This window comes from Paenibacillus sp. HGF5 (assembly GCF_000204455.1).
Taxonomy (GTDB): Bacteria; Bacillota; Bacilli; order Paenibacillales; family Paenibacillaceae; genus Paenibacillus_AQ; species Paenibacillus_AQ lautus_A.
Window position 1 is genome coordinate 34,119 of record NZ_AEXS01000067.1, and the last position, 13,160, is coordinate 47,278.

Genomic DNA, 13,160 nt, shown 5'->3' on the forward strand with positions numbered 1-13,160 from the left:
GACTAATTCCACTTTTATTAGATTTCCTCTCCGTTATCGGATACGCTCTGGCGATATTGGCTCGGGCTTACTTCCTCAAGGTCCCGGAACACTTTCACGAAATATTTCGCCGTCTGGTATCCGACCCTCTCCGCAATTTCCGAGATCGGCAGCGGCGTCCCCGCCAGCAGCTCCTTGGCCCGCTGCACCCTGCGGCGCGTCAAATACTCGCTGAACGTGAGCCCGGTCTGCTCTTTGAACAGCACGCTGAAATAACTGGAATTCAGATGAAGCACCTCCGCCACTTCCTTCAGCGATACCGGCTCCTGCAGATGCTGATCCACGTACTTCAGCGCTTCCTGCACCTGGACGCTGTAGCCCTTATCCTGCTGCGCCGCCTCCAGCAGCTTGGGGTCGACCAGTTTCTCCATCCGCTCAATCCGATCGATCTTTTCCCGCCGTTCCAGCGCCGATTCAACCGCGGTTACCAGCTTCCGCTTATCCAGCGGCTTCAGCAGATAATCCACGACCCCGTATTGCAGCGCTTTGCGGGCATAGTCAAACTCCGAGTAGCCGGATATGACGATAATGACTGGAGGATGCTCCAGTTCATGCAATCGCTCAATCAGCTCCAGCCCCCCGATTTCCGGCATGCGGATATCCGTTACCACCAGATGCGCCACCTGCTCCTGCAACCACTCCAGCGCCTCTACGCCGCTTGTAGCCGTCACGATTTTGCATCGGCCGGACGACCACGCCTCCAGGGTCTTTCTTACCCCTTCCCTCGTTCTTGGTTCATCATCCACGATCAGTATCGTTTTCATGCTTTTCCCCCTCCCCGTCGATAGCCGGGAAATCGTTCGGTATTTGAAATGAAATGGTCGTCCCCTGACCGACCACGCTGTGTATGCGCAGGCCGGCCTGCTCGGAAGCGTAATACAGCCGGATTCTCTGCTCGACATTGGCTATGCCGACACCGCTTTTTTTAGCGGATTCCGCATACCCTTTTTCCATGGAGGAATATAACGAGGCTACGGTCTCCTCGTCCATCCCGGGCCCATCGTCGGCAATCGAAACAACCGTGTAACCCGGTTGATCGGAGGCTTGCGCGCGCACAATGACGGTGCCCGGCCCCAGTCGCTGCTCGACGCCGTGCAGGATCGCATTTTCCACGATCGGCTGGATCAGCAGCTTCGGAATCGGCACGTTCTTGCTGGCTTCGTCCGCCTCGATTCTCCAGGATAACCGGTCGAGCATCCGCATTTTCATAATCATCAAATAACGTTCGGCATGATCCAGCTCGTCCCGCACCGATACCCATTCATCCTCGTCTTTGCGGTTGATGACGTAGCGGAATAATCCCGACATGGCGACCACGATCTGGGCCAGTTCTTCTTCGCCTTGATCGTCGAGCGCCCAGTAAAACGCTTCCAAGGTGTTAAAAAGAAAGTGCGGATTGATCTGCGCCTGCAGCGCTTTAAGCTCCGTCCGGCTCTGAATGATCTCCTTCTGATACACGACCTCGATTAATTCGTTCAGGGAATCCACCATCTGGTTATACGAATTGTTAAGCTCATTGATCTCCATCGTCTTCGAGGTGACGGCAATGGGCTTCAGCGTTCCCAGCCTCACGCCGCGCATGGCTTTGATCAAATTCAGGATCGGCCGGATAATCATCGTCGTCAGAATAAAGCTCAAGATCAGAAACAGCAGCGCACCGACGGCTCCGGATACGATAATCGCGGTCCGCAGCACCGATATCCCTTCGGTCGTATAGTCTACTGGCGTCAGGATGACCAAATTCCAGCCCGTTGCCGCAGACTGCCTCTGTACGGCGATATAGTCCTCGTCGCCGACCGTAACGGTCTCTCCTTCGCGGTGCAGAACCGCCTTCGAATCCACCGCCGTCGCAAAATCCGACGAGATTTCATGGCCCGCCTGATCAAACAGCCCCATTGTTTCACGCGAATCGCTGCCCATGCCGCCCGCGGAATCCGTCAGCGCAAAATAATCCTTCTCCAGCTTCACGAGCAGGTACCCGCCATGCATAAAAGAATGGTCGATCAACCGGATTCGTCGTACCGCTACCACTACGTCGGGATCCCGGGGATCCTGACCGAACCATACCAGCTTCCCCATGCCCTTGTCAGCCGCTATAATCCAATCGACCCCGACCCGGCTGGTCAAACTGCCTTCGTCGAGCGGAAACAGCCGCCGATAATCCGTAGTATACAATTCTAGCGACCGGATGCCCGTAGCGTATGCCTCATACTTGCGAACCTCCTGCTGCAGGGACTGCCGCTCTCCGAACGTAATCGGATGACCTGCGGTCTCCTGCGCGAGATAACGCTGAACCGTTGCGTTCGTGGACACTTGGGCCGTCAGCGTATCCACCTGCTTAAGCAGCGCATCCAGCTTGCCCGTGGCCTGTACGGCCGTCTGCTGGATATGCTTCTCGGCACTGTTGCGCAGAAGGGCGGAAACCTGGTCATATACAAAAACCCCGACTAATGCCAACACGATGATCATCACCAGCATAAACCCGAGGAAGATTTGATTCCGCAGCGTATTCAGCCTGCCAAACCTGTTCACGTTCTTACCCTCCCTTTCGCTTGGAACTGTAATTCACTATACACAATCTTGAAGAAGTTAGGGAGTCCTCGCTCATCTGCAGGGGCGGAAGCCATATGTACTTTATTACTAAAAAAGAGGAAGTGCGGGCAGGTTAGTTTTCCCTCGCACTTCCTCTTATATACCGCGGAAACTTCCGCTATACGGGATACAATTCCTGATGTCGTCCCAGCTCCTTTTTGCAATCGGTGCACAGCCCTCTTACGGCACCGGAATCATCCGCATAAAAGGTCAGCGGGCGCTTGCGGCGGCATTTGCTGCATGCTTGTCCACGCTGCCCGCTGCTCGATCGTGTTTTGGATTTCAGCTGGATGACATTGCCCTTTCTTCCGCTGCTTCGCTTGCGTCCAAACCCAATCAATACCAAGAGGACCAAAACGGTGCCGGCCGTAATCCCGATCATCCATCCCATGTTTATTCCACCTCCGACATGTGCAGGCTATTTGTACAAAACAGCTACAAAACGAAATGCAGGTTTGCATTCCAAGATCGACCCAAACGATCGTCATTGCCTCCAATACCAACTGCAAACATTTTACCATATCTTCATTGTTAATAGAGGTTCCTGCTTATTGTCCGTCACCATCGATAACCGGTTTCTTGGAGCCAAAACACAAAAAAGCCTTCTCACTCCCGAACAAACGGGAAGGAAGGCTTTCGCTGTGCTTTCGTTCATGCAACCGGCATGGTGTCAGATCTTCAACTCACCGAGTTTTATCAACTCAACGACAGCTTGCGAACGGCCCTTGACGTTTAATTTCTGCATGACATTGGAGATGTGGTTACGCACCGTCTTTTCGCTAATAAACAACTGCCCGGCGATATCGCGAGTCGTTTTGTCCTGCACAAGCAATTCAAACACTTCGCGTTCACGGTGGGTTAACAAGAACTTGCTGTTATGGTCGGTCCCCTTCAATGGTGTCACCCCTCCTTGCCCGGGTATGTGTGATCTAACAAGGTTAAGGGATACAGTCAACTCATCTTATGTCAGATCAAGGGGGAAGGTGCGAAAGAGGCGAATAAATTGGGCGTTTGGCCTGTATTGGCGATTTTTATCCTTGCTTCCCACCGCTTGTTGGTCTATGATGGGGGTGTAAAAATTATTTTCTTAAATTTTTCATATTTTTAAAAATAATTTTCAGAATGGAATCCCATTCGTTATGCCCAGGCAATAAGCTCACCGGGAACCTTGAAGGAGGCTTGTGATGACACCAATCTTGCATATTATTTCTGTCGAAAAGGAAGGTCTGCCCCGTCAGGAACGACGGCTTGCGGAGTTCATTTTGACAGCTCCATCCGAGATTGTGCATATGGGCATTAAGGATCTTGCCGATCAGTGCGAGGTCAGCGCTGCCACCGTAACCCGTTTTTGTAAGAATTTTCAGTGTAAGGGGTATCCTGATTTTAAGCTCAAGCTTGCGGCCGAGATCGCTCATGCCGAAATGGCCTCGCGGACGGGAAACACGCGCTATCAGGATATCGTGGCGGGCAACCCGCTGGCCGGGATCGTCGAGGCGATCGAGTCCAATCATCTGACTTCCATCCGGGATACGACGCAGTTGCTTGATTTGGGTCAGCTGGAGCGTGCCGTGGATGCCCTGTGCCGCGCGAAACGCATTGATCTGTACGGCGTGGCGACCTCTTCCATCGTGGCGCAGGACTTTTACCAGAAGCTGATCCGGATCGGAAAAAACTGCACCGCTTTTGCGGATTCCCATATGCAGATCACGTCAGCCTCCACACTGACCTCAAGCGATGTGGCCGTTGCCGTTTCTTACTCCGGCGAAACGCCGGAAACCATCGATGCATTGGCCTGTGCCAAAGACGCCGGCGCCTTCACGATCAGCATCACCTCTTACCGGAGCAGCGCGATCTCCGCCCTCGCGGATATTACGCTGTATTCATCGTCGCTCGAGGAAGGAATGCGCCGGGGTGATATGGCTTCGCGTATCGCTCAGCTTCACATTATAGACATCCTATTCATGGGAATGGCCAGCCGGGACTTCTCCACGTATGTCCCCCGTCTGGAGCAATCATATCTTAATGTTCAAAATTATCGCAAAAGCCGAGGAGGACAATAACCAATGAATATTTACACATTCCGCGACGAAGAACAATTCGTGCAAACAGGCGCTAACCTGATTTCCAGCCTGCTGCACACCAATCCGCGCGCCACGCTTGGATTGGCTACGGGAAGCACGCCGGTCGGGCTCTATGCCAAGCTGATTGAAATGAACCGTCAGGGGCTGGTCAGCTTCGCCCAAACCACGACGTATAATTTGGACGAATATGTAGGTCTTCCGGAGAATCATCCCGAGAGCTACCGCACTTTCATGAATGAGAAGTTCTTCAATCATGTCGACATCCAGATGGATCGCACCCATGTGCCGAACGGCAATGCTGCCGATCCGGAAGCAGAATGCCTGAATTACGACAAAATGCTCGAAGAATACGGCCCGGTTGATCTTCAGCTCCTCGGCCTTGGACATAACGGACATATCGGTTTCAACGAGCCTGGCGAATCCTTAAGCGGCGGTACCCATGTGGTTGAGCTGCAAGAGAAAACACGTAACGCCAATGCAAGATTCTTCCCGACCCTGGACGATGTCCCGACCCACGCGATTACCATGGGCGTTGCCACCATCATGAAAGCCCGCCAAATTCTCCTGCTCGTTCGAGGAGAGGATAAAGCGGAAATCGTACACCGCGCATTGACGGGGCCGATTACCACAGAGTGTCCGGCATCGCTGCTTCAATGTCATCCGAACGTGGTCGTCCTTCTGGATCAAGGCGCAGGGAGACTGCTGGTATGAGCAGCGAACGCAAAAATTCGGTCCAATTGTTGTACGGTCAAGTCTTGACGCCGGACGGCTTCTGTGCAGACGGCGTGCTGGCGATCCAAGGAGAGGACATTGCTTACGCCGGCGATGTTTCCGGGCTCCCCGCCGAGCTTAAGCAGGCTGCAGGGGAAGTGATCAACCAACCCGACGGCTACATTATTCCAGGATTTATTGATATCCACGTGCACGGCGGCAACGGCGAAGATTTCATGGATGCAAGCAAGGATGTCCTGGATAAAATCACGTCGTTCCACAGCTCCCAGGGAACCACGTCCATGCTCGCCACCACGATGACGGCGCCGAAGGCAGCCATCGACCACGTGCTTCGGGAAGTTAACGAGTACCGCAGCCAAGGCATGCCCTATACCAAACTGGCAGGCGCACATCTGGAAGGCCCTTTTATCAGTCCGAAATGGCCAGGTGCACAAAATCCGGAGCATATCGTCCATGCCAATATCGACTGGCTGGAAGAATGGGTGTCCACATACCCGGATCTGATCCGCCAGGTGACCCTGGCACCGGAGCGCGAAGGGGCGCTGGAGGCCATCTCCTGGCTCAGCAGCCACGGGATCGTGGCCGCACTGGGTCATACGGATGCCACCTACGAGGAAGTGGAGGCCGCCGTTGAGGCAGGACTGAGCCATGGCGTGCATACGTTTAATGCGATGACAGGACTGCATCACCGCAAGCCTGGCGTGGTGGGTGCGATGCTGGGCGATGATCGCCTAAGCTGCGAAATCATCGCCGACGGCATCCATGTTCACCCGGCTGCCATTTCGATTCTGGCCCGCATGAAACAGGACGGCAACCTGATTCTGATCACCGATGCGATGTCCGCTACCGGAATGGCTGACGGCGAATATACGATTGGCGATTTGCCAGTCGTTGTCGAGAACGGCATCGCCACGCTCAAGAGCAACAGGGATAGCTTGGCTGGCAGTACGCTGACGATGATCAAAGGATTCCAGCAGCTGGTCCGAGAGGTCGGTTTGAGCATTGAGCAGGCCTCCCGGGTCGGAAGCCTCAATCCCGCCAGAAAAATCGGCATCGATAATCGCACCGGATCCCTTGAGTCCGGCAAACTTGCCGACGTCCTGGTGCTCTCCAGCGACCTGGAGCTGCAAGGCGTTTGGATTCAAGGACAACGCAAGCATTAATCCGCTACCTTAACACCATTGCAAATAAGCAAAGGAGCTGCCTTAGTTAGGATGACTTCAATCCTAATGGGCAGCTCCTTTTGGTATAAGGGTTTTACCGGCTGTTACGATTGCCGCCAAACCAACCGTCATCCGTATCATTCTTCATCAGGTTGCCGCGGGTATCGTTCATTCCGTCACGGCCGCCAACATGAAGCGGGAATACGCGGTTAATCCATGTGCCGAAATCGCGCGAAAGCGTACCAACCGTGTTCGCTGCACGACCATCCGTTCCAAAACGACGGGCATGCTGATAAAATCCTTCATCTGCGGAAACATATACTTGACTGATATGTGGAGCGGTTTTGCGAATTTTGTTCGTTATTTCATTATGAACATGCTGAGGAACCTCTTCACGAGTACTCATCATACCCATGTTGTTATTGTTGTAAGTTCCATAAGGAACGCCATTGATGCCTGTTCCCATATAGGTGTTATTAGTCGTTCCCCTAGTTCCTGTAAGGCTGTTGGTTCGTAAACCGTCAGTACCCATAAGTCCATCAGTGCGTGTACCACCCATAAGTCCATCAGTGCGCGTTCCCATAAGTCCATCAGTACGTGTGCCGTTAGTACCCATAAGTCCATTCGTACGTGTTCCGTTTAACGTATTATAATTGCTGCCCCCAAATCCGCCATGGGTTGTCGTTCCATTTACACCGAAGCCACGGTTATCAGCCGTGCGACCAAGCCCTGTTGTGTTTTCTACAGCACGCGTGGTATTTCCCACGACACGTTCTGTACCCCTAGCCATGTTGTTCAGTAGGCCCACACTGCCCGTGCTCGAAGTTCCGAACGTACGGTTCCTAACATTTGTTCTGTTCATGCCTGTCGTCGTCCGGCCGTCTGTATAACGGTTTGGAGTGCTCAAGCCTGTGACATGCCCGTCAATACTGTTGGTGTTTGCGCCATCTTTGGACAGCGAAACATACGCAGTGTGATTCGTCACGAAAACATGTGCAGGTCCCACACCGCTGATATCTGACACTTTTTTGGACAGCGTTTTGCTGTACTTCAGGTTCGTCAGGTCATGCTGCTGCGTGTTTCGCACGTGCAGGTTATTATTACGCACGGATTTCACACCGACACGGCCACCGTCCACATTGTTCGTACGTGTCGTGTTACCGTCATTGGCGTTACCGCATCCTGCTACTGCAGCCATACTAAGCAGTAATGCCGCGGAGACGGTCAGGTTGAGGGCCTTGGATTTAATCATGATTCATCCTCCATCTCTATAATGAGTGTGTTAACATCGTATAGGATGACCTTGCGGCAGAAGTGGTATGCTGAAAGGTTTTAACATGGAGAAAAATACGCTACAGGCCATTTATGCACAAAAAATCGCCGATGGAATCATCGGCGATCATTTCATTAACTAATCCATTCAATTAAAGAAGTCCTTCTTAATGACCGCTGTCTGCTGACTTTTCAAGCACTTGTTCCACCCAAGCTAGGTTCTTCTGATACCATCGAATCGTCTCACGAATGCCGCTTTCGTAATGATATTGCGGTGCCCAACCGAGTTCCTTCCTTATCTTGTCTGCATTTATCGCATAGCGGCGATCATGTCCGGGACGATCTTTGATATGCTGAATCAAGGTTTCGGGTTTGTTCAGTTCAGACAGGATCGTTCGAATAACCTGCAAATTATTACGTTCATTATGTCCTCCGATATTATATATTTCGCCGTCGACGCCCTGGCGCAAAACCAGATCGACAGCTCGACAATGATCTTCCACGTACAGCCAATCGCGAACGTTCAAACCGTCGCCGTATACCGGAAGGGGCTTGTTATGCAAAGCATTGTAAATGATAAGCGGTATTAGCTTTTCAGGATACTGATATGGGCCGTAATTATTTGAACAGCGCGTGATATTGATCGGTAATCCAAACGTCTCATAATAAGCTCGAACCATTAAATCGGCGCCTGCTTTGCTTGCAGAATACGGACTGTTGGGTTGAAGCGGTGATTCTTCGGTAAATAGGCCGGTGGCTCCCAGCGTTCCATAGACCTCGTCTGTAGAGACCTGGACAAACTTGCCGACTCCATATTGCCTCGACAGATCGAGGAGCGTCTGAGTTCCTGCCACATTCGTCAAGACAAACAATTCAGGCTGCAAAATGCTGCGGTCGACATGGGATTCAGCTGCAAAATTAACGACCGCATCAACCCCCTCCTTAAAGAGGGGTTCTAAAGCTGCCCGGTCTCTGATATCCGCTTTCACAAAACGATATTTAGAATTCGTCCGCACTTCGCTCAGATTTCCTGAATTGCCGGCATACGTTAGTTTATCCACAATAATAAATTCGTCATTCGGATGTTGAGACAGCATATATCGTATAAAGTTACTGCCTATAAATCCCGCACCGCCTGTGACCACGATCTTCATGCGACCTCACCCCTCGTATATATAGTTATTTTCTGCCAAAGCCAATCGAGGATGCTTTGAATCTTTGTCCGAGAGAACAGGTTTGTTCACAGGCCAATCGATATTGAGATCCGGGTCGTTCCAGGCTATACCACGATCATGCTCTGGCGAATAGTAGGCATCGACCTTGTATATGACCTCCGTATCGTGAACAAGAGTACAGAAACCATGGGCAAACCCTTTGGGAACGAGAAGTTGAATGAAATTGGCTGCGGATAAGATAAAACCTTGCCATTGTCCATAGGTAGGAGAGCCCGACCGAATATCAACAACCACATCATAGATCGCCCCGCTTACAACGCGGATCAATTTCGTCTGTCCCTCGGGAGACAGCTGGTAATGCAGCCCTCTAATAACACCTGCCTCACGTGACATCGAGTGATTGTCCTGAATAAAATGGTCGTTAATGCCGCATCCTTTAAGAACTCGATCATTGAAACTTTCCATAAAAAAACCCCGATGGTCTTGGTGAACGGCCGGTTCAATCCGTTTCACGCCTTGGAGCTTTGTATCCGTGATTTTCATCTGCTGCCTCCGGTACATGGATTAGAGAGAGCTTTACCGAAAACCTCGGTTGCCGCTCTCCCAATTATTTATATGTCTAATCCCAAATTAGGATATAGGCAAAATACGCTCCCCCATGCAAAAATCCCGATCGGTGCTGCAGATCGAGATTTCGCAATGATATATATAAGATCTAACCTAAATCGATTCTTATCTTCTCTTTAACTTCTTCCAGCAGGCTCAGCACTTCTTCCAAACGGTCCCCTTTCACGATGATCTGGCCGATTCGGTCAGTGCCAACCCTGAATTTATTTACCTTCTCGCCTATATGATAATCAAATGATATTTGAATAATATTCTCATGCTGATCATTTCCGTTCTCAAGTCCAGTAATATCCCCATCTTTATCGGAGATCAGTAATTCACACGCACAAGGCTGTGAAGTATGAGAGGGAAATGACGGATTCATGCGAAGCGCAGCCTTGATGATCTGCTCATAGTAATCGAATCCATAGAAAGTGGACACCAGTTCGGGTAAGCATGTAGCTCCTGCTCTGCCTCCGATTTCAAGAACATACACATGCCCGTCTTTCAAAATAAAATCCGCATTGATTGCGCAATGATTTAATTCCAGCGCTTCGATACTTTGTTTCAACTGGGAAAACAAATCTTGCTGCACTTCTTCGGGCAATTCATATGGGACATAATGACCGATGGGAACACCGGTATCCCCATAAAAGACGAAATCCCCGTGCGGCATGATGAATTGAATTTGGTTATCGTAGACGAATGCCTGTGCGCCAAACTCGGTTCCTTCAATAAACTCTTCAACAATGAAAAAATCCAGTTTCGTATCCTTGCGCACGGTTTCAAATGCGTATTCCACATGGGCCATATCGGCAACCTTCACAATGCCCTTGCTTGCTCCCCCGTCCACTGCCTTAAAGATAACCGGCGGCGATAATACTTCGAAAGCGCTGTAAGCTTCCTGCAAGGTTTGGACTTTCAGAAATCGTGCCGTTCGTACGCCATGTTTCATAAAAGCCTGTTTCATCTTCCATTTATTTGAGGAGAGTAGAGCGGATTCATAACTCAATCCGCTTACTCCCAATTCATCCACGACTCTGCCGATCGACTTGACGGCCACGTCCGTACCCGTTGTACAGATTCCATGAATTCCTTCATGCCGGGCGATTTCGACAATCTTATCCATATGGGTCGTATCCTCGTAGTAAACCTTGTCTGCCTTGGCAAACCCGGGATAGTTTCCTTGGCGGCTCACAACGATAACGTATAATCCCATTCTTTTCGCAGTTTCAATTAATGGGAGCTGGGAGATTCCCGCACCTAGAACCAACAGTTTTCTCATGGCTTAAACTCCCTTATACGGGTTATGATCCGATCCAAGTCCTCCTCCGTAATGTTCGGATGAATAGGAAGGGTCAGAATTCTTTTCCAGATCTCTGAGGAGAGCGGCACGATCGCTTTTAGATGCAGGTAGCTTGGATGCAGATGGCACGGATAATAATGGACGCCCGTCGCGATATTGTGTTCCTGCAAGTGGCCAATCATACGGTCCCTCTGGCTTTCCTTGCTGAATTTAACCTGGAACAAATGCCAGGAGCTTTGAGCATACGATTGTTCATGAGGAAGTTCCAGCCATTCCAAGTCCTTCAGTTCGGATTGGTAACGAGCCGCTATTTCTTGTCGTCTTCCGTTCAATTGGCTCAGCTTATTTAACTGAACGAGCCCGATGGCGGCCTGCATGTCGTTCATATGATATTTGTATCCTACGTCATCAACGAAATACTGCCATGCATACACCTTCTCATGTGATGACCGTATCCACGTATCGCGGGAAATGCCTACCCACCTCTTCTCACGCAGCTTACGGTTCATCCACTCGGTATTGCAGGTAATTGCGCCGCCTTCTCCACTCGTCAAATTTTTGACGGCATGAAAGCTGAAGCAGGTAATATCGCTGATGGAACCGATCTTTTTGCCTTTATATTCCGCGCCGCATGCATGCGCAGCATCTTCTACTACCTTAATTCCATTCGCATGAGCCAACTCGTGGATGGTATCCATATCGCAGGGATGCCCGCCCATGTGAACGACGATAATTGCCTTGGTTTTATCTGTTATCTTCCGCTTGATATCTTCCGGTGATATGTTCATCGTATCGGGTTCAATATCCGCAAAAACCGGCGTTGCTCCCACATAGCTAACCGCATGGACAGTGGATATGAACGTGATGGAAGGCACGATGACCTCGTCACCCGGTCCGATACCCAAAATGTCCATGGCCAGATGGAGCGCGGCCGTACCAGAATTGAGCGCAACCGCGAAACGGCTGCCGACATACTTGGCAAATTCCTGCTCGAACTGTTCCGTTTTGGGGCCAAGTCCAAGCCATCCTGACCGTAAAACATCTGCCACAGCGTCGATCTCCTCTTGACCTATACTCGGTTGAAGAACGGGTATCAGCTTATGGTCCAAGTGAACCTCTCCTTTCATAATCCCTCGTCATTCTGACAGTAGTATTTGTGAACGCCAACGTTCGGCGCAAGCTTCCACTGAAAAATTCGCCCATGCTACTTGTTCGGCATGCTCCGCGATGCTCTGCCGTAGTTCCGGCTGTTCGATCAGTTGGACCATGGCTTCGTACCAATCATCGCTCTCACCGGAAACAATCAGGCCGTTTTCCTTCCCGGCAACCCATTCCTCGTAAGCCGGAGAAGAAGAATATATACCCGGAATCCTGCAAGCGGAATATTCGCGAAATTTATTGTTGCTTTTGCAATCATGCAGCAGCGTTCGCTCCAACGGCGCTAACCCGATATCCCAGTTGGACCGGTAAAGGCGCTTCAGAAAGTTTTTATAGTTCTCATCGTAGGATTCCGTAAACACCTGCGGCTTCTCCCTCAGTTCATCGGGAACATACCCGCAGAACTCGATTCTGAGTTTATCCCCGTACTTCCCAATGATTTTGTGCAATGCCCCGATAACAGGTTCAAAAGCTACCTGTTTTTTTCCGCCTTCATACCCGATTACGACTTTCCCTTCTTCTTTACGGTTCTTTTTCAAACCGGAAATAACGGAGAAATCAACGCTTCCCGGAAAATATACTATTTTTTGGGGACTAAAATGCGTTTCAAGATGCTTGGCAAAAAAACTGGAAGCAACCTTTACGCTCTGGGCGTTCTTCAGAAATTTAACATACGTCTTTCTTCGTGAAGAATCATGATAATATCGTCCCATATCAGAACCCGGAGACATCGCGATAAAATGGTCGTCGATCACGTACACCGTTCTTTTTCCCATCTCCCGGGCCATCTCCAGATACTTATAAGCTTCGGGCTGAACCGTTCGGAAGAAGAGGACGATATCCGCTTCAGCCAGCCTTGATCTGTCCATCTCATCATCGGATCTGACGTCAAAGTCGCAGACTCCCATCTTCTCCAAATGGCGAAGCGGCTGCTCAATGCCGATTTTATAGGAAGCGATTTTTTCGGATCCGACGATGAGTACGTTTATATCCCCTCTTTTCCCTCTTTTCCCCATGTTCCCGCTCTCTCCCCCGA

At 50.7% G+C, this 13,160-nt stretch carries 13 protein-coding genes; 3 read left to right on the top strand and 10 right to left on the bottom strand.

What is annotated here, in order from left to right:
• Positions 1 to 17: 17 nt before the first annotated feature.
• From HMPREF9412_RS11225 to HMPREF9412_RS11240, 4 genes are all read right to left on the bottom strand, one after another.
• Complete coding sequence (locus tag HMPREF9412_RS11225) at positions 18 to 803, bottom strand: response regulator transcription factor (RefSeq protein ID WP_009591687.1); 786 nt, start codon at positions 801 to 803, stop codon at positions 18 to 20.
• Positions 778 to 2,571 carry a cache domain-containing sensor histidine kinase gene (locus HMPREF9412_RS11230; protein ID WP_009591601.1) on the bottom strand — a complete coding sequence of 598 codons (1,794 nt, stop codon included), beginning with the start codon at positions 2,569 to 2,571 and terminating at the stop codon, positions 778 to 780. Before HMPREF9412_RS11230 ends, HMPREF9412_RS11225 begins: the two co-directional genes overlap by 26 nt.
• A 178-nt stretch (positions 2,572 to 2,749) precedes the next feature.
• Entirely contained in the window at positions 2,750 to 3,022 is a 273-nt protein-coding gene (locus HMPREF9412_RS11235; RefSeq protein ID WP_009591732.1) for a hypothetical protein, read from the bottom strand.
• Positions 3,023 to 3,301: 279 nt separating this feature from the next.
• Entirely contained in the window at positions 3,302 to 3,526 is a 225-nt protein-coding gene (locus tag HMPREF9412_RS11240) for a helix-turn-helix domain-containing protein (RefSeq protein WP_006208732.1), read from the bottom strand.
• A 289-nt stretch (positions 3,527 to 3,815) separates the two neighbouring features.
• Between HMPREF9412_RS11240 and HMPREF9412_RS11245 the strand changes: the two genes are divergently transcribed.
• The 3 genes from HMPREF9412_RS11245 to nagA are packed head-to-tail and all read left to right on the top strand — an operon-like array spanning position 3,816 to position 6,607.
• The gene (locus HMPREF9412_RS11245) at positions 3,816 to 4,691 is read left to right on the top strand and encodes a MurR/RpiR family transcriptional regulator (protein WP_009591639.1); all 876 of its coding nucleotides are present in this window, start codon (positions 3,816 to 3,818) and stop codon (positions 4,689 to 4,691) included.
• Between the two features lie 3 nt (positions 4,692 to 4,694).
• A complete protein-coding gene (gene nagB, locus HMPREF9412_RS11250) occupies positions 4,695 to 5,423 on the top strand; it encodes a glucosamine-6-phosphate deaminase (RefSeq protein WP_009591745.1) in 729 nt (242 codons plus the stop codon).
• Positions 5,420 to 6,607, top strand: coding sequence for an N-acetylglucosamine-6-phosphate deacetylase (gene nagA / locus HMPREF9412_RS11255; RefSeq protein WP_009591633.1), 1,188 nt, complete (start codon positions 5,420 to 5,422; stop codon positions 6,605 to 6,607). Before nagB ends, nagA begins: the two co-directional genes overlap by 4 nt.
• Positions 6,608 to 6,701: 94 nt before the next feature.
• Here the strand turns inward: nagA and HMPREF9412_RS11260 are convergent, their stop codons facing one another.
• From HMPREF9412_RS11260 to HMPREF9412_RS11285, 6 genes are all read right to left on the bottom strand, one after another.
• Positions 6,702 to 7,859, bottom strand: coding sequence for a YhcN/YlaJ family sporulation lipoprotein (locus tag HMPREF9412_RS11260; protein ID WP_009591731.1), 1,158 nt, complete (start codon positions 7,857 to 7,859; stop codon positions 6,702 to 6,704).
• Between the two features lie 187 nt (positions 7,860 to 8,046).
• Positions 8,047 to 9,033, bottom strand: a complete 987-nt coding sequence (gene rfbB, locus HMPREF9412_RS11265) for a dTDP-glucose 4,6-dehydratase (RefSeq protein ID WP_009591626.1) — start codon at positions 9,031 to 9,033, stop codon at positions 8,047 to 8,049.
• A 6-nt stretch (positions 9,034 to 9,039) separates the two neighbouring features.
• Complete coding sequence (gene rfbC / locus HMPREF9412_RS11270) at positions 9,040 to 9,597, bottom strand: dTDP-4-dehydrorhamnose 3,5-epimerase (protein WP_009591604.1); 558 nt, start codon at positions 9,595 to 9,597, stop codon at positions 9,040 to 9,042.
• A gap of 172 nt (positions 9,598 to 9,769) precedes the next feature.
• A complete protein-coding gene (locus HMPREF9412_RS11275; protein ID WP_009591691.1) occupies positions 9,770 to 10,945 on the bottom strand; it encodes an ATP-grasp domain-containing protein in 1,176 nt (391 codons plus the stop codon).
• On the bottom strand, positions 10,942 to 12,093 hold the full coding sequence (locus tag HMPREF9412_RS11280; RefSeq protein ID WP_009591596.1) for a DegT/DnrJ/EryC1/StrS family aminotransferase: 1,152 nt from the start codon (positions 12,091 to 12,093) through the stop codon (positions 10,942 to 10,944). Before HMPREF9412_RS11280 ends, HMPREF9412_RS11275 begins: the two co-directional genes overlap by 4 nt.
• 9 nt (positions 12,094 to 12,102) lie before the next feature.
• Positions 12,103 to 13,140 (bottom strand): glycosyltransferase family protein, encoded by a 1,038-nt coding sequence (locus HMPREF9412_RS11285; protein ID WP_009591606.1) that lies wholly within the window; start codon positions 13,138 to 13,140, stop codon positions 12,103 to 12,105.
• Between the last annotated feature and the right edge of the window lie 20 nt (positions 13,141 to 13,160).